17 protein-coding genes are annotated in these 16,766 nt (G+C 70.7%); 2 read left to right on the top strand and 15 right to left on the bottom strand.

What is annotated here, in order from left to right; genetic code table 11:
• Positions 1 to 525: 525 nt before the first annotated feature.
• The 10 genes from OHB56_RS40345 to OHB56_RS40300 form a co-directional block, all read right to left on the bottom strand.
• Positions 526 to 672, bottom strand: a complete 147-nt coding sequence (locus OHB56_RS40345; RefSeq protein ID WP_326750659.1) for a hypothetical protein — start codon at positions 670 to 672, stop codon at positions 526 to 528.
• Complete coding sequence (locus tag OHB56_RS40340; RefSeq protein ID WP_406351016.1) at positions 657 to 803, bottom strand: hypothetical protein; 147 nt, start codon at positions 801 to 803, stop codon at positions 657 to 659. The genes OHB56_RS40345 and OHB56_RS40340 overlap by 16 nt, the downstream gene beginning before the upstream one ends.
• 313 nt (positions 804 to 1,116) lie before the next feature.
• Positions 1,117 to 1,743, bottom strand: coding sequence for a hypothetical protein (locus OHB56_RS40335; RefSeq protein ID WP_406351018.1), 627 nt, complete (start codon positions 1,741 to 1,743; stop codon positions 1,117 to 1,119).
• Between the two features lie 503 nt (positions 1,744 to 2,246).
• On the bottom strand, positions 2,247 to 2,747 hold the full coding sequence (locus OHB56_RS40330; protein ID WP_406351020.1) for a hypothetical protein: 501 nt from the start codon (positions 2,745 to 2,747) through the stop codon (positions 2,247 to 2,249).
• A gap of 662 nt (positions 2,748 to 3,409) precedes the next feature.
• The gene (locus OHB56_RS40325) at positions 3,410 to 3,727 is read right to left on the bottom strand and encodes a hypothetical protein (RefSeq protein WP_406358845.1); all 318 of its coding nucleotides are present in this window, start codon (positions 3,725 to 3,727) and stop codon (positions 3,410 to 3,412) included.
• A gap of 247 nt (positions 3,728 to 3,974) precedes the next feature.
• The gene (locus OHB56_RS40320; RefSeq protein ID WP_406351021.1) at positions 3,975 to 4,319 is read right to left on the bottom strand and encodes a zf-HC2 domain-containing protein; all 345 of its coding nucleotides are present in this window, start codon (positions 4,317 to 4,319) and stop codon (positions 3,975 to 3,977) included.
• Between the two features lie 216 nt (positions 4,320 to 4,535).
• On the bottom strand, positions 4,536 to 5,231 hold the full coding sequence (locus OHB56_RS40315) for a response regulator (protein WP_406351022.1): 696 nt from the start codon (positions 5,229 to 5,231) through the stop codon (positions 4,536 to 4,538).
• Positions 5,228 to 6,460 carry a sensor histidine kinase gene (locus OHB56_RS40310; RefSeq protein ID WP_326750665.1) on the bottom strand — a complete coding sequence of 411 codons (1,233 nt, stop codon included), beginning with the start codon at positions 6,458 to 6,460 and terminating at the stop codon, positions 5,228 to 5,230. Before OHB56_RS40310 ends, OHB56_RS40315 begins: the two co-directional genes overlap by 4 nt.
• Before the next feature lie 314 nt (positions 6,461 to 6,774).
• Positions 6,775 to 7,218, bottom strand: coding sequence for a hypothetical protein (locus tag OHB56_RS40305; protein WP_326750666.1), 444 nt, complete (start codon positions 7,216 to 7,218; stop codon positions 6,775 to 6,777).
• Positions 7,219 to 7,524: 306 nt separating this feature from the next.
• On the bottom strand, positions 7,525 to 9,279 hold the full coding sequence (locus OHB56_RS40300; protein WP_326750667.1) for a lysyl oxidase family protein: 1,755 nt from the start codon (positions 9,277 to 9,279) through the stop codon (positions 7,525 to 7,527).
• Positions 9,280 to 9,650: 371 nt separating this feature from the next.
• Between OHB56_RS40300 and OHB56_RS40295 the strand changes: the two genes are divergently transcribed.
• Positions 9,651 to 10,259: an IS6 family transposase gene (locus tag OHB56_RS40295; RefSeq protein ID WP_326750668.1), complete on the top strand. Its 609-nt coding sequence runs from the start codon at positions 9,651 to 9,653 to the stop codon at positions 10,257 to 10,259.
• Positions 10,260 to 10,653: 394 nt separating this feature from the next.
• Positions 10,654 to 11,178 (top strand): hypothetical protein, encoded by a 525-nt coding sequence (locus tag OHB56_RS40290; RefSeq protein WP_326750669.1) that lies wholly within the window; start codon positions 10,654 to 10,656, stop codon positions 11,176 to 11,178.
• Positions 11,179 to 12,133: 955 nt separating this feature from the next.
• On the opposite strand, the gene OHB56_RS40285 is transcribed toward OHB56_RS40290, so the two are convergent.
• The 5 genes from OHB56_RS40285 to OHB56_RS40265 form a co-directional block, all read right to left on the bottom strand.
• Positions 12,134 to 12,706: a hypothetical protein gene (locus OHB56_RS40285; protein ID WP_406351026.1), complete on the bottom strand. Its 573-nt coding sequence runs from the start codon at positions 12,704 to 12,706 to the stop codon at positions 12,134 to 12,136.
• A 25-nt stretch (positions 12,707 to 12,731) separates the two neighbouring features.
• A complete protein-coding gene (locus OHB56_RS40280) occupies positions 12,732 to 13,481 on the bottom strand; it encodes an SDR family NAD(P)-dependent oxidoreductase (RefSeq protein WP_326750671.1) in 750 nt (249 codons plus the stop codon).
• 103 nt (positions 13,482 to 13,584) lie between these two features.
• Entirely contained in the window at positions 13,585 to 14,388 is an 804-nt protein-coding gene (locus OHB56_RS40275; protein ID WP_326750672.1) for an SDR family oxidoreductase, read from the bottom strand.
• An 87-nt stretch (positions 14,389 to 14,475) separates the two neighbouring features.
• Complete coding sequence (locus OHB56_RS40270) at positions 14,476 to 15,867, bottom strand: MFS transporter (protein WP_406351028.1); 1,392 nt, start codon at positions 15,865 to 15,867, stop codon at positions 14,476 to 14,478.
• Complete coding sequence (locus tag OHB56_RS40265) at positions 15,864 to 16,757, bottom strand: polysaccharide deacetylase (protein ID WP_326750674.1); 894 nt, start codon at positions 16,755 to 16,757, stop codon at positions 15,864 to 15,866. The genes OHB56_RS40270 and OHB56_RS40265 overlap by 4 nt, the downstream gene beginning before the upstream one ends.
• Positions 16,758 to 16,766: the final 9 nt, after the last annotated feature.

Genomic DNA, 16,766 nt, shown 5'->3' with positions numbered 1-16,766 from the left:
TGCGGTCGACCCAGGCGGACCGGTCCCTTGCCGGGCCCTGGAGGGGCGGCGGAGTCCGGGCCAGCTGCTCGTCGCTGCGAGTCACCGTGAGGGTGAGGGCGGTGCCGTCGATGAGTGCGGCGGCGAGAACCCCGTGGCCACGACGCGCCAGGCAAAAGGACACAAGGCGACGGACAAACCGTCTGTCCGGGCCACCGAGTTACGCCGGGACACGAGAGCACGGGGACGCCCACCGGGAGCAGCAGCACCGTCGACCACGACCTGTTCTGGCAACGCTTGACCACCCGCTGACACACACCGCCGCCGTTCGCGGCCCCAGCACACCGGCCGACAACCTCCGCGTGCCTACACGCGCATCACCCACACTGTGCAAAAGCCGCCGCCTCGCTCAGCTCATTGCGCAGCACGAACGGCCAGCTCAGCCCACATGGCACCGCTCGCCCACGCCTCCGCGCCGCGTGACCCTCCCCCGGGGAACAGAAATACCGCCCAGTACAGCTGAGTAACAGCAGGTCACAACCAAGATCAATACGCAAGTGCAACAGCCACATCACAGCCGGGGGCAAGCTCGCGGGTGATCTCGCCCATCGCGGCGGAGAGCACATGACCGATCGCCGTGAACGTCTTCGCTCCGGTGACGACAGCGGAGAACGCGATCAGCAGTACTGCCACGAACGGGTGACGCTTCCCGCGTCGGCGCCGCAGATCGGCCGTGTCAGCGGCCGCTCGGCCAGCGGACCGGTCGCGCGGTGCCGATGAGTGGGCGACTTGACCAGGCAGATGGTGGAAGACTGACGGCACATCGAAGCTCCTTTGAGCGAAGGGGACTCGGGAAGGTCACCTCCGCAACGGAGCTTCATTGCGTACGGTTGCGCACCCACCCGGCATCGTCACACCGCCATGACCTGCACACCTACATGATCGCTCCGGCTTTGAAATCGCCCTGAGTGCGCCGGCGTGGTGGGGCTGGGCCGGCAGGGCTTCGTTGTCCGGATTTGTGATGAGGTGCCCGGGCGGGTGCGTGAAAGCGGGGTGTCCGGGGTGGGATGTTACGGGGGACCCCGGCCCGATTCCAGCGGGCCGGGGTCTTCATGTTGTGCTGGGGTGGCGGCTTGGTCAGCGTCCGTTGTTTCCGCCGTGTCCGTTGTTTCCGCCGTGTCCGTTGTTTCCGCCGTGTCCGCCGAAGTAGTGGTCGATGACCCGGAAGCTGCCTACCACTCCGTTCTTGACGAAGACGCCGCCCTGGACGTGGCCGGGGTGCACGCCGGTGCTGGAGCTGTGCGGTCCGACGGTGGCGATGGGGGCGCCGTTGTCGCAGGTGGCTCCGCGGAAGACCTCGACGCTCCTGCGGCTGTCGTTGCGGATGTTGAGGCTTCGGGAGCCCAGGCCGCTCACGATGGTGATGCAGCCGCCCGGGTCGTCCGAGTAGGAACGCTCGTTGATGTGGATCCGGCCTTCGAAGCCTCGGTCTTCGTGGTCCCTGCCTTCGTTGCCCCTGCCTTCGTTGCCCCTGCCTTCGTTGCCCTTGCCGGAGTCGCCGCCCATGAGGGCCGAGGCGGGGGCGGCCGCCTGCTGGAATGCGGGGGCAGCCGCCTGCTGGACTGCCGGGGCGGCCGCCTGCTGGACTGCGGGGGCAGCCTGGGCCGACCCGTAGACAGACGCCGAGGCATAGGTGATACCGGCAACGGCCAGGCCCGCGGCGGCCGCGACGGCCACGGTAACGACGGTGGGACGGGCATTCATCACGCGCTTCTCCTGTCTCGGGAGGTCGGCTGGCCAGCCGACTCGTGATGAACGTACTGACCGATTCCCATGTCTGCCATATCGAGAGATAAAGGGAAGTCGGCAGATTGACCCCAATCGGGTACAGAGGCGACTTGCATGCTGTTTCATGGCGCACTGATGGACAATCAGATTGCTTTTCCTGTAATGGGCTTGATACCCCGATACGCTGTCCGGGGGACTTTGCCGGTGCCTGTTCACCCGCGGCCGCAGCGTGTCGTTCGTTGACACGGCAGGTGAAACCGGTATTCCCGTTGCGCTGCTGGGCGGCGGGTGGGGCCTTCGAGCACGTGGGCGGGCCGGTGACGTGGCGTCTTGCCGTCCGCGGGGTGCAGTTTCTGCAGAGCGTCTCGATGAGGGCGAGGACCTGACGTTGGCCCAGGTCCTCATCACTGTGCACCTGCGGCCGGCGGGTCCACGTGAGCGTCCTGGACGCGTGCCCGCCGCCCGCGACGGGCTGTGGTTCATGGTGACGGGGGCGGCTCGTCGGGCGAACCGGAACCCGGGTCGTCGGGCCGGAGGCCGGGTGTCACCGACTTCGCCTCCTGGACGAGGTGGCCCGGCCGTAGCGGGGCGGGCCCGCTCAGCGCCACGGCGGCCATGACGACGACGATGCCCTGGATGACCAACGAGCAGACGCCCAGGGGTTCCAGCCAGTTGCCGTAGTCGTCCTCGTCGGTGGGAACGGGCGTGGCACGGGTGATGATGTAGCCGATGGTGGTCAGCAACGCGGTGAGCCCTCCCACGACCCAGCCCAGCCGCGGTCCGCGGGTCAGAAGAAGAAGGGCGCCCGTAGCGGTGCCGACCGCGGTGGCGATGAAACCGCCGATGAGGAAGGGCACGTCCGCGTCGATGGCCTCGTAGGCGTGGATCCCGGCATCGGCCAGGAGAAGGACTGCGGCCACAACGCGCGCCCCGCCGTGCTCCGCACGGCCTCGCGGGGTGGAGGCGGGACTGTCCAGCATGATCCATCCCGTGTTCGAGTCCTGGGTCAACAGGTCCCACGCGCCACCGCGCGAGCAGGCCAAGGACATGATGCCTGTCGCCGCGGGCGAATCGCGGACACACGGGGTCGGCGTGTCCGGTGCCGGGCCCCTTCACGCTTGCCTGCTCACCCGTCCGCCCCCCTTCGCCGGCCTCTGCACCGGCCGGCGAGTGGACGGCGTGGACATGCCGCCCTCCACGCCGTCGACTGCAGGCGGCACGCTGTCGTAGGTCTTGGTGAGCGGCCGCAGAAGCCGCCCACCGACCTCCTCACCGAAGCCTGGAGCACCAGACCCGCCGTACCCACGCCCAGGCCGGAGCCGACCCCGACCGCCGATCCGGCCGGCACCACCACCGCGGCGACGTCGCCGGCGAACGCGGCCCCGGCCGGCGACGACCAGGCGGTAGGGCTGCGCGAGGCCCACGAACACCACCTGCGAAGTGCCGTCACCTTTCGTCGAGATTCACGAGGCGAGTGATCACCAATTGCCTCCAAAACCTACCGACCACCGCGCCGAGACGACCATCCGCTTCGCCCTCTGGGACCAGGCCACCGGAGCCGCCGGCCGGCCCGCCGAGGCCTGAGCACCGGCCCGGAACCCGGCCCCGCCGCACCTCGATGCGCCGGCAGGGACCCACGCCCTCAACCACGTGAGAGCGCCGCCTCTGCTCGAGGGTCCGGGTGGGTGGCGCAGGCGAAGTTCACCGCCTGGTGCAGGATCCGCTGGTGGCAGGAGAGGAGCCAAAACGCCCGCTTTCCGAGCTCGTCGAAGCCGTCGTCGATGAACAGTCGGCTCAGGCGCGCGTTGAGCCTGTGGTAGACGGAGATCTGTTCCCCGCCGGTCTGCGTCACCGCGCCGGACACCGGCCCCGGCCGGCCGCGTGCGGCCACCACGCGGTCGGCGACGGGCTGGGCTGGAACGGCCTCGTCCACGATCGCCAGCAGCGCATCCTCGGCCACCCGTAGGACAGGGCGATCGCGGCCCGTCGCGGCAGCCCCGGAGGGGCGGCGGTGCGCGGTGAGAAATGCCCGGCAGCGGGCACGCGCACGGTTCCTCCTGGTCGTGTGCACGACCAGGGGCCGCCGGCGGCGTCCGCCGCGGTGCGCGCCGAGCCCCATCACCGGCGCGCTCGGCGCGCACTTCCCGGGTGCCGCCCGGGCCGATCGGCACGATCCGCCCGGACGGATCAGCACGCCGCCACCTCGCTCACCTGACGTAGGCAAGCCGGCTCACCCATTGGGACAGCGTCAGCGAGGCGGCCAGGGCCCCCCGGGCCGCACCGTGCCGACGGCCCCGGTGCCGCGAACCATGGCGGCACCCGAAGCCGGGCAGGTAGGACGGCTGCCGCCGGCCGGGGTCGTGCGCCAGGGCCGTGCGCAGAGCGGACAGGTGGGCGGCCACGACCGCGAGGCAGTGATGCTCGTCCCGGCAGTCGGGGCAGGTCACCAGGTGGGCGCGGACCGCGCTCGCCTCGCCGGGGTCCAGGACGTTGAGGGCGTGTCCTTCGAGCAGGTCGCCGATGGTGCGGCAATCCTGGGAGGCAGTGAACATGGCGGGTCCCTTCGTGCGGGGTGAGAATCGCGCCGTCGACGGGGCCGGTGTACGGCTGGTGCACCGGTACACGGCTCCGTTTCCTGACCCCACCATCGCCCGGGAACGGCCCCTTGCGCGTCGTCCCCGCGCAGCAATTCCCGGATACCACGGCCGCGGTATCCGGCAGGCCGGCCTACGACAGGGCCACGACGCGCCCCGCGGCCACGCCGGCCTTCACCCGGCCCCCGGGGGACGAGTCGCCGGCGTCGCCGGGCTGACCACGCCGCACTGGTAGGCGATGACCACCAGCTGGGCCCGGTCGCGGGCGGCCAGCTTGCTCATCGCCCGGTTGACGTGGGTCTTGGCCGTCAGCGGGCTGACGAACAGACGCTCGGCGATCTCGTCGTTCGACAGCCCCAGCGCGACAAGCCCCAGGACATCGCGTTCCCGCCGCGTCAGGCATTCCAGCCGCTCGTGCACGGCTGCCGTGCACGGTTTTGGCTGCGCCAGGAAGCGCCTGATCAGCCCCCGGGTCGCCGAGGGGGACAGCAGCGCGTCTCCTGCGGCGACCGTGCGGACGGCGTCGAGCAGCTCCTCGGGCCGGGCGCCCTTGCCGAGAAAGCCGCTCGCACCTGCCCGCAGGGCCTCCGCGACGTACTCGTCGTTCTCGAAGGTGGTCAGGATCAGGACCTTCACCGCCGAGAGGTCCTCGGCCTCGCCGATCAGCCGCGTGGCGACGAGGCCGTCCATCTCAGGCATGCGGATGTCCATCAGGATCACATCGGGCTGCTGCGTCCTCGCCAGCTCCACCGCCTCGCGGCCGTTGGACGCCTCGCCCACGGTTTCCATGTCGTCGGCGGAATCGAACAGCATCCTGAAGGTGCCCCGCAGCAGGGCCTGGTCATCGGCGAGCAGTACGCGGATCGTCATGCCCATCTCTCCTCGGCGTCCCGCCCGATCGGTGCCACGATTGCCGCGCCCGGCCGCAGCGGCAGTTCGGCGGTCACGGTGAAGCCCCCGTCGGGGCGCGCCGCGGCCTCCAGCTTTCCCCCGACGCTGGCCGCACGCTCGCGCATCCCGATCAGCCCGTGGCCGGTCCCGGGGCGGGGCTTGTGCGGTCGGGCGCGCCCGTCGTCCTCGACCGTGATCGTCAGCCATTGGGGCCGGTAGTGCAGGTAGAGGCGGGCGTGATCGGCCCCGGCGTGCTTGCGTACATTCGTCAGGGCCTCCTGCACGATGCGGTATGCGGCCAGGTCCACCGCCGGCGCCAGCGGCTCGGCCATGCCGTGCCGCATGTGCCTGACGGACAGGCCGACACGCTCGAAGGACACCAGAAGCTCCGGGACCTGCGCCAGGCCCGGCATCGGATCCCGCGGCGCTTTTGGATCATCGGACTGCCGCAGGAGGCCCACGGTCACCCGGAGTTCCTCCAGCGCGGACCGACTGGTGTCCCGGATGCCCTCCAGAGCGGTGACCAACTGCTCCGGCCGCCGCTCCACCAGGTGAACAGCGACACCGGCCTGCGCGTTGATCAAGGCGATGTGGTGCGCGACCACATCGTGCAACTCGCGCGCGATCCGGATCCGCTCGGCCGCCACCCGCTGCCGTGCCTCCTGCTCACGGGTCCGCTCCGCGTACTCCGCCCGTTCCTCCACGGCCGCCACATACGCGCGGCGTGAGCGCACCCCGTCCCCCACGGCGGCGGGCAGGGCCGTCCAGGCCAGCATCGCCACGTTGTCCCGGATGAGCCATGAGCCGGAGCCGGAGCCGAACACCACGGTTGCCCCGACCAGCAGGGCGGCCGAGGCCAACGCCACCATCCATGCAGTGCGCCGGTCGGTCCGGACGGCCACGGTGTAGATGGACACGATGACCGGACTCGTCACCAACGGACTCTCCCGAACCCCGAGCATCTGGAAGACCACCCCGCAGGCGAGGGCGGTGACCAGGACGCCGAACGGGTGGCGATGACGCCACAGCAACGCGAAACAGCAGACCCCCGCCAGCATCACGACAGGCGGGCGGACCCAGATCCGGTGCTCGTGCGGGATGACGGAGGCGGCCACGACCGACAGCACGAACAGCACAACCGGCCCCAGCACGTCCAGCATGCCGGCCCGGGCGCCCACCCCCCGCCGCCAACCGTTGATCACTGCCATGCCACCACCGTAGGGCCGACACCCGAGTACCGCTGGCCTGCCCTCGCTGGCCACCACCGCGGAGGCGTCCGATCGGGCGATGGCCCACCGCCGCCCGCTGGGCACCGGACTTGTCCTTGCCGAGCCGCCTCACGCAAAAGGCAGCCCGCCCCCGGCACCACGCGCCCGGCTCGCCGCAGAGCGCCTTTCCGTCGCCGTCCCGGCCACCACGGAGCCGGCGCCCACGCCCCCGCGTCCGGCCGGACGCCGCACCCTGGGCGCCGGCCCTCCCCCCCCCTTCCCTCCCCGTGTTCCCTCCCCGCGTTCCGGGCGCCTCAGCGGCCGGGTGAGCGCGGCGGCCCCGCCGACGCGCAGCACCCGAGCCCAAGCGCAACGTGCCGCAGCCAGCGGCGTCGGTCCCGGGGCGGCCGAGCACGGCACCGCCGGCCCAAGGCGGTGCCGTGCTCGGCCGCCCCGGCCTTCCGTCGGCGCCGGGGCCGGTCAGGGACGACGCAGGGTTGGAACGGCGGTGCGGGCTGGGGAATGGCCGCGCGGTCCGGGGCCGGGGTCAGGGCCGCCAGGACGCGCTGCAGATCCTCGATGTGGACGGTGCGTTCGTCCAGGCGCACCTTGAGGCGCCAGGCCTGTGCCTCGGCGAGTTGACGGGCGTTGCGTTCCCCGGCGAGCGCCGGGGCGTACTGGTGGCGCAGCCGCTCCAACTCGGTCCGCAGGCGGTGGACCAGCAGATTCCGCCCGCACTTACACCATCGGGCGACCACAGAACCACTCAACGATTCGCGAACCGCTCTCTGGAATCCCTCTTGGCCTGAACTGGGAATGCTGGTGGTGACAAGGCAAGTGAGCCCCGCACTCAAGATGCCCGGCGGAGTCGCTCATTGCCCACTGCACGCGCAGGTGAGTAGCGGCCGTGCCACGGAGCGGTCCTGGCGGGCGGGGAACGGCGCGCCCCGTGTGCCGCCGCGAGGGCGGGCAGCGGAACTGCAACCGTGCGGCGTGGGGGTCGACGGCCATTGCACGTGGCCGTCGGCCCCTTGACCCGCGTCGGTAATTCTTCTGCCGTGTTGTCAGTTCTCGTCGACCAGGTCGTGTGCCGGTACGGTCACCGTCCGTTTACCCGGCTTGCCACCGAGCACGATCTTCCGCAGAGCGCTGTTGTTGTCGACGCTGGTCTCCTTCAGCCGCTTCTCCGGGTTGGCCAGCACCTGGATGTAGTACGTGCCGTTGGGCACGTCTGTGATGTCGAAGGACTGGCCCGGCAGGTCCTGTGAGTACGTGTCACCGGAGCCGACGTCCAACACCTCCCGGACGGAGATCGAGTTCTCCGCACCGCAGGCGGTGGACAGATCGGTGTTGAACGGATGCCAGTTGGCGTTCTTTACCGTGTAGTCGATCGCGTCGGTGTTCGCGAGGCAGAAGGCCTCCTTGCCGCTGCGCACGGCCTCCTTCTTGTTCGCCTTCAGCAGCCGGTAGCTGGCGAAGTCCGTGAAGTGCCAGTGCATATGGCCCGGACGCGGGTCCCATTCCATGGTGCCGGTCGGGGTGTAGCCGACCTGCTTGCCCTTGGCGTCGTAGAAGTACTGGTAGGCGTCCATCTTGGCCTTGCCGGGCGACCGGAAGCCGTCCACCACCAGCTGCGCCGGGCCGGCGTTCCACACGTTGGCGCTGAAGGCCAGATAGTCCTTGCCGGGGATGTCCTTCTCACCGTCGCTGACGACGATGCCGTAGGCCGGCAGCGAGCGCAGGTCGGGCTTGGGGACGTTGGGGACGGTGGGCTTGCCGGCGGGCCGCTTCGACAGCGGCTGAAGCGCCGGCGCCTTGCGCGAGCCGTCGGTCTGGCCGCCCGTGTCGCCGACCCGCATCGAGCGCGCGGCCTGCTGCTTCTTCAGCGCCCACGGCAGGGCGGGGGGCGCCGCCTTCAGCGGCCCGTGGCCCACGTTGTAGGAGGGGCCCGCGCCGCTCGTGACCGGCGCGGGCCCCTGGGCGGGCGTCGGGGCGTGTCCCGGCCCGTGGCCCGTATGCGCGGTCGGCGCCTGGTGGGCGGCTTTGTGGCCTGTGTGCTCGCCTGAGGCGGAGGACCGGGACGCCGGCCCGGTGGCGCTCTGCTCGTCCTCGTAGCTCCGCTCCTGCACCGTCACCTTGACGGTGGCCGGCTTGTTGGCGATGCCGAACAGGTCACGGTACTTCTTGGCGACCCCGACCTTGGCGGTGTAGGTGCCGGCTGCCAGCATGACCGGTTCGGTGTAGGAACCCGCGTAGGTGTTGGCCGCCCAGCCCTTCTCGACGCCCCATACCGAACCGAGGGTGAACGGGTTGGTGGGGCAGCTCTCCGGATACTTCGAGGTGGCGGGCGCGTCGGGTCGCACCCGGCCGCTGGCGTTGTTCGGGCAGAAGTCCTCGCTACGGCTGAGGACCTTCTTGCCCGCCTTGTCCGTGACCGTGATCTCCGCGAAGTCCCGCAGTCCGGAGAAGTCCTTCACTGTGCCTTTGGGCAGCACCTTGGCCTTGGCCTTGCCGCCCTCGTACACGGTCTGGGTGATGGTCACCGGGTCCTTGTAGGACTTCCGGGTCACCTTCAGCTCCAGCGGCGTCCCCTCGGCGGTGAGGTAGGTGCCGAGGTCGAGGTAGACGCCCGGCTCCTCCTTCCAGGAGGTGAGCGTGATCGAAGTGGTCGCGGCGACAAGGCTCAGTTTGGGCCCTGCCGCTGCTTTCGCCGGCTCCGCAGTGGCGGCCACGAGCCCCGCCGTCACGGCCATGGCGGCGACCGCCGTGGTGCCGGCGAGCAGGGGACGCCGCGGCCGGGTGTTGTGCGTTCTGGTCATCGATCCCTCGTCCTTCGGATGCTGTGGAAAGGAAGCAGGCGGTCGGCGGCTCGGCTTGTCGGCCAGGCCGGGAAAGCCGCCGCGCAGGCAGAGTGACGGGCGCTTGTCGTGCCCGCGTTGTGAGAGGAACGGACCGGACGCCCGGTTGTCCGGAGGGTGGAAAACCATGGGGGGTTGGCCGGATCGTTGCATTGCAGACGAAATCAGGCCGAAGTTTCGGGTGCGGTTCACCCGGTGGTGAGCCCTTTGACCGGAACTGCCCGATGGTCCAGGTCGAGGCGGGCAGGTGCATGGCCGGCACTGTCACGTTGGCCGACCGGTGGGACGGTCCTCTGGTTGATCGGGCTGGGAGGGGTCGTTCGTGGGGGGGCTTGTCTCTGTCGTACAACGCGACGGTCTCCTATGGGACGGTGCGGCGGTGGTGCGGGAAGTTCGGGCAGCAGTACGCCGACGCGCTGCGCCGCCGGCAGCCCCGGCCTGGGGACACGTGGCATCCGGACGAGGTCTTCATCAAGACCAGCAGCGAGCAGCGGTACCGGTGGCGGGCCGTCGACCAGGACGGCAACGTGCTGGACATCCTGGTGCAGAACCGTCGGGACAGGGCCGCGGCCCGGCGCTTCTTCCGCCGCGTGCTGAGGACGACCCGCACGATGCCGAGGGTGAGCGTCACGGACAAGCTGCGCTCCCGCGGGGCGGCCCACCGCGAGGTGATGCCCTCGGTCGAGCATCGCTGTCACAAGGGCCTGAACAGCCGGGCCGAGAACTCCCAGCAGCCGACGAGGCGGCGTGAACGCGCGATGAAGGGCTTTCGCGGTGTCGGAGGAGCCCGGCGGTTCCTGTCCGCGTTCGGCGGCATCTCACCCCGCTTCCGGCCACGCAGCCACCGGATGACCGCCGCCCACTGCCGCACGGAGACGACCGTCCGCTTCGTGATCCGGGATCAGGTCACCGGCGCTGCCGCCGTGCCCACCACGGCCTGACTCGGACCTGCCACCCGGCCCCACCACACCCTGACATGCCATCAGCTGGTCACAGCCCCGCCCCCGTGACGACGCCGGTCGTGCGGCCGGCTCATACGTCACGGTCCGGTCCGGGCGGCCGGCCGCCGCCTCGCGCAGGTCTGCCGCCTCGGCTTCATCGGCCGTCAGGCTCCGGCGGAGCTGCGTGGCGATCCACTCGGCAGCGTATCGGCTCGGCAACGTATCGGCTCGGCAACGTATCGGCCATCACGCGACACGACACCGCCCCTCCCCCGTGTGCCCGCGGACGGATACCGTCCTCCCTCTGGCAGACGCGCGTAGATATCCGCCATGATCTGCGTGCACCACCTGCACAGCCGAAGGAAACCCGGCCCCCGGCAGGAAGGGTTCGCACATGAAGGCCGTGAAGGCTCTGAGATTCCCGAGGATCCGCTCGGTCCTGATCGCTCTCGCTCTGGTCATCGCCCCCGGCGCCGCCGTCATCGGCACGGCGGGCGAGGCGTCCGCCGCCACGAAGATCAGCCACGCCACCGCGACCTCGATGTTCCGCGAGGCGGGCATCACCTGGTCGTCCTCCGGCAACTGCTCGAACCGCAACACCCCGACATGCACGTCGTTCGAACAGCTCAACCTCGCCGGCGCCCAGGGCGCCCAGACCCTCAAGCGGGCCAGCGGCTGCGCGCTGAACATCACCGGCGGCACCGAGACGGGCCACGCCTTTGGGACGTACTCGCACTGGAACGGCTACAAGCTCGACTACAGCAAGTACACGTGCCTCGGGAACTACATCAAGAACAACTTCGCCTCCATCGGAGTGCGCGGCGACGGCGCCGGGCAGTGGCGTTCCGGTTCCGGCAACATCTACGCCGAAGAGGGCAACCACTGGGACGTCACGTACTACAACTGCGGCGGCTGCTGAGCCCTACCCCGCACACCCCGCGGCCACCGTTCGGCCCGTCGAGGGCGGGCCGAACGGTGGGCCCGGGCCACACCGGCCGTATGGCTCGTCCCCCGGCCGCCCGCGGCCCCTGCCGGTCGAGGCCGGGTCCCGGGACGGCTGCACCCGCAGCAGCTTCCGCCGCTGAAACGCCGGCGACGACCCCGCCGACGGCCGCAGCACCCGCGCCGAGGCCCTTCTCCTCGAAGCCGTCGGGGCTGCGCTTGCCGAAAACCTCCTTTGTGCAGATCACGCGGCATGTCCGTACTCGTGGATCGAGTTCACCGAGAAGCAGAAGCCGGCCCGCAAGCCGCTCGACAAGGCGATGAATCAGGTGAGCGAGGCCGTCGCCCGGCAGGAGGGGCGGGCCGTCCGGACGGCCCGCTCCGCGGCCCGGGGCGAGGTGAACAGGCTCATGGACGAGCCGACCCGGCAAGAGCAAAGGAAGCGGTGAAAGGACGAGCCGCGCCTCCTTTCAGGCGAAGCGCAGAAGCGGCTTCAGCCGAAGTAGCTGCCCCGTCCGGGGCCGTGCCGCACTGGCGTTGGCCCGCTGCGCATCTCCCCGTCGCTCGCCCGGTGCGCCGGCGCAAGCGGTGCCGGCAGCTGGTGGACCGCCAGGGCCCCGCGGCACGACTGCCGTTCTCCCGCGTCGGGGCCGGCAACGCTGCTGCGCCCCGCCCGGGACGGGGTCGGGATCGCGTTCGACGGTCGGGTCGCCCAGGGCGACAATGCCCGCAGCCTGCCCGTTGCCGACGGCCGGCGGGCGGCGCAGTGCCTTGCCACGCGTCAGCTGCACCGCACGGTCGACGTCGTCCTCAAAAGGGAGTACATGGCCTGGTCGTTGCGGGCGGTGGACGAGAAGGCCGGACGGTTTCGCCCGATGCCGTCCTGGGTCTGCTCAAAGGCGCGCGGCGGCCGAAGTGCCCGGCCCGCAGGGTCACGCCCGTCGGCGCGGGCGGCGTCCGCCGAACTTCTCCAGGTGCCGGGCCGCCACAACAGCGCCGGCGCCGCTGACCACAGCTGTCGCCTCGGGCGGCGGGCCGTCCCCGAAATCGGTCACGACAACGGCCCCTACAGCGCCGGAGTCGATGGTCACCAGCAGGGTGCGCGCTCCGCCGGGGTCGGGCAGGGTGATCTCCAGTGAGGTGTCCGGCTGGGACCTGGCCACGGCGGCGAACCAGACCGCGGCCGTGGCCAGGTCCCAGCCGCCGGGTGCCTCGACGGACACGGTGGTCTCCGCACCCCGCAGTGGCCGCCAGTCCTTGGGGCGGGCACCGCGCTCCCCGGCCGCACGCCACAGCGTGTCCAGGTCCGCCGCGTGCGTGGTGCGGCCGACCCGGTCGCTGAGCAGGTATCCCGCGGACAGCCAGGAGCGGACCCGCAGTCCGCACCCGCCGTCCAGGAGCCGGTCGGTGCTCGCCGCCCGGGCGGCGAGCACCGACCGGGTGGGCGGGGCCAGGATGTCCTCCCAGCGGGGTACGGAACGTCCCGCGCCGCAGGCTCCGCACATCGTGGCTCCCTCTCCTCTCAGTGCCTCACGGCATGACGTCGCCGCTGTTGGGGCCGAGAGTCTGCCCCACGTACAGGTTGCCGCCCGGATCACTGGCCAGCAGTACGGCGGTGGGGGCGACCTCCGCCGGGACGCCGAACCGGCCCAGGGGCAGTTCGGCCTGCTTGGCCTTCTTCCAGTCCGCGCTGATGCCGTCCACCAGCGGGGTGAACACCGGGCCGGGCGCGATCGCGTTGACCAGCACGCCGCTCGGGCCGACCTCCCTGGCCAGCGCCTTGGTCAGGCCGATGACGCCGGCCTTGGCGGCCGAGTAGTGGACCAGTCCCTCGCCGCCCTTGATGCCCAGCTGGCTGGCGATGTTGATGACCCGCCCGCTGCCGCGGGCGACCATGTGGGGAACCGTCCACCGGCAGCACAGGAAGACGCTGCGGAGGTCGATCGCGATCATCTGGTCCCAGGTCTCGACGTCCATGTCGATCAGGGGCACCTCGGTCAGGATCCCCGCGGAGTTGACCAGGATGTCGGGCACGCCCAGCGTGGACACGCAACTCTCCACCATCTGGCGGGTCTGCTGCGCGTCGGCCACATCGACGACGGCGGTGGCCACCTCCGTGCCCTGTGCCGTGTAGCGCTCGGCCAGGGCGGTGAGCCGGTCGGCGTCGCGGTCGGCCAGGAAGAGCCGCGCGCCCTGGGCCGCGTACGCGTCGGCGATCGCCGACCCGATGCCGCTCGCCGCGCCCGTCACCAGTGCGACCTGTTGTTGGAGAACTCCCATGCCGTTCGCCTTTCTCGCCGCGGCGCTGTCCGCTGCCGCCGCGTTCACTGCTCTCTGGTGTGCTGCCGGTCGGTCTTTCGCCGCTCAGGTTGCCTCCGCTGGGTCACTTTGGCCATCGGACCGTGAGGCCACCGTCCACGATCAGCTCCTGGCCGGTGATGTACGCGGCGTCGTCGCTGGTGAGGAAGCGGATCGCACGGGCCACCTCGTCGGCGTGGCCCACCCGGCCCGCCGGGATGCTCCGGCCGGCCCGCTCCAGCCCCGCCGGGCCCAGGGAGTTGGTTTCATCGAGCGACTGCGGGGTCTCGATGAGTCCGGGGATGACGGTGTTGACCCGGATGCCGCGCGGGGCGAGTTCGGTCGCGAGCGACCGGCACAGTCCCAGTACCCCGCTCTTGGCGGCGGCGTAGTGGGCGTGGTCGTCCCAGCCGTACACCCCGCCGGCGATGGAGGAGACCGCCACCATGGAGCCGGGGCCGGACATCACGGCGGCGGCGGAGCGGAAGGTGCGCAGCACGCCGGTCAGGTCGACCGAGAGCATGTCGTTCCAGGCGTCGTCGTCGAGCTGCGCCAGGGCGGCCCGGCGCAGTACACCGGCTCCGGCGACGGCGATGTCCAGCCGTCCGTACGCCTCGACGGCCGCCCGGGCGAGGGCGTCGACCTGCCCGCTGTCGCGGACGTCGACCGCGACCGGGGTGCAGCGGCCGCCGGCGGCCTCGACCAGCCGGACCGTCTCGTCGGCGCTGTGCGGGTCCTTGGGGTAGAAGCCGACGACGCTGTCGGCCCCGGCACGGGCGTACGCCACGGCCAGGGCGCGGCCGATGCCGCTCGCGCCGCCGGTGATGACGGCGACCTTGCCGGCCAGCCCGTCGTCGCGGGCCGGTGCGGTGGGTTCGTTGGAAGACATGTCCTGCCTTTCATGGGCTTCCCGGCGCGTGGCGGGGCACGGGGCACGGGGCATGCCACGCGCCGGGAGCAAGGGGGGAGGGACGGCTCAGTGCGCCGCGGCCGGGGGGACGAGCTCGTCGTCGGTGTCCTGGCCGACCTTGTGGGCGCCGAGCATCAGCACGCCGGAGATGAACATCCCCAGGGCGCCCGCGACGAACGCGGCGGTGGTGGCGTTCGCCCCGAGGCCGATGACGGCGCTGAGCAGTGCCGAGCCGACGATCGCGCCCATGGGGCCCATCACGTGGGCGGTGTTGGAGCCGATGCCCCGCACCCGGGCCGGGAACGACTCGCCCATGTAGAACACCATGGCGGAGTACGGGCCGAGGAGGAAGAAGAGCCCCAGCGCGTACATCGGGATGACGTACGCGGCGTTGTCCGGGCCGAAGAGCATCGCCGTCATCACGATGCCGCCGATGGTCCAGCCGACGATGATGGTCGTCCGCCGGCCGATCCGGTCACCGAGGTACCCGTGGAAGAGGTAGCCGAGGAAGCCGGCCATGTTGGCCAGGATCAGCACGACCAGTGCGCTGGAGAACGAGACGCCCTTGCCGTCGGTGAGGATGGTGGTGCCCAGCACCGAGAAGACCTGGATGCCCATCCAGTTGAACAGCCACGCTCCGGACAGGCACAGGGTGTGCCGGCGCAGGTCCGGGGCGAAGAGCTGGCGCAGGCCGGACTCGTTGTCCCGGCTGATGTCGAGGTCGTAGAGCTTTGCCAGCCGGGCCGCCTCGGCGTCGCGTCCGTCCTTGCGCAGTTCCCGTGTCCGCTTGAGGGCGACGAAGGAGGGCGACTCACGGAGCTTGGAGCCGGCGATGAGGATGACGATGACCGGGAAGGTGGCGAGGAGGAAGATCCAGCGCCAGCTCATGATCGGCAGCAGCACGGCGGCGAACGCCGCGGCCAGCAGGGCGCCGACCGGCCAGCCGCTCTGCACGAGGCTGAACATGAAGCCGCGGCGCCGGCTCTTGCCGTACATCTCGTTGAGGTAGACGCCGTTGACGACCTCCTCGGAGTAGCCGAGGCCGGAGATGGCCCGGGCTCCGATCAGCGAGCCGGCGCCGCCGACCAGCGCGGTGAGGCCGGAGGAGAGCGCCGCGCCCGCCGTGGTGACGATCAGGCTCGGCTTGCGGCCCCATCGGTCCAGCATCGGACCGACCAGCAGGGAGACGACGAAGGTGCCGACGGTCACGCCGGTGGCGATCGCCGTGGCCTGCCCGGTGCTCCAGCCGAACGTCTCGGAGATCTTCGGCAGCAGGGTGCCGAAGAGCACGAAGTCGTAGACGGAGAAGACCCAGGCCAGGAAACAGACCATGGTGGTGGTCGTGATGGTGCGCCGGCTGAGCGTCGGGGGGCCCTTGAGGAGGACCTCGTCCGAGGGTGCTCCGCTGCGCGGCCATTCGTTCTCGTGGGCTATGTCCCCTTGCTGGACGGTGGTCATCTGCTGTCACCCTTCTGGCGCGGGTTGCGGGCGGCGAAGTCGTCCGCGATCTGGTCGAAGGTCACCCAGCGGACGCCTTCGTGGGAGTTGATGTGATCGATCAGCCGCTCCAGCATCAGCAGCACCTGGGGGCGGCCGGCCACGTCGGGGTGGATGGTCATGGTGAAGGCCGCCTGGTCCATCTCCCGGTAGACCCAGTCGAACTGGTCGCGCCACATCTGCTCGATGTCACGGGGGCTGACGAAGCCGTGGCTGTTCGGGCTGGCCTTGATGAACATCATCGGAGGCAGGTCGTCGAGGTACCAGTTGGCCGGGATCTCGATCAGGTCCGTCTCCTGGCCGCGCACCAGGGGCTTCATCCAGGTCTCGGCGGGCGCGCTGTAGTCGATCTTCGTCCAGGTGTCGCCGACCCGGACGTAGTACGGCTCGAAGTCCCGGTGCATCAGCGAGTGGTCGTACTTGATGCCCCGCTCCAGCAGGAGTTCGTTGGTGACGGGGCTGAACTCCCACCAGGGCGCCACGTAGCCGGTCGGACGGCGGCCGGAGCGGGTCTCGATCAGCTCGATGCAGTGGTCCAGGACCGCGGCCTCCTGCTCACGGTTCATGGCGATCGGGTTCTCGTGGCTGTAGCCGTGCACGCCGATCTCGTGGCCGGCGGCGACGCAGGCGTCGAACTCCTTCGGGAAGGTCTCGACGGAGTGGCCGGGCCAGAAGAACGTCTGGGTCAGGCCGCGGCGTCGGAACAGCTCCAGCAGGCGGGGCACGCCGACTTCGCCCGCGAACAGGCCGCGGGAGATGTCGTCGGGCGAGTCCTCGCCTCCGTAGGAGCCGAGCCAGCCGCCGACTGCGTCGACGTCCACTCCGAAGCCGACGAGAATTTCCTTGGGCATCGACATCTC

Origin of the sequence: Streptomyces sp. NBC_01635 (genome assembly GCF_045209715.1) — a bacterium.
Taxonomy (GTDB): domain Bacteria; phylum Actinomycetota; class Actinomycetes; order Streptomycetales; family Streptomycetaceae; genus Streptomyces; species Streptomyces hirsutus.
Note: the sequence above shows the minus strand (reverse complement) of the source record. Positions and strands in the feature narration are given on the sequence as shown.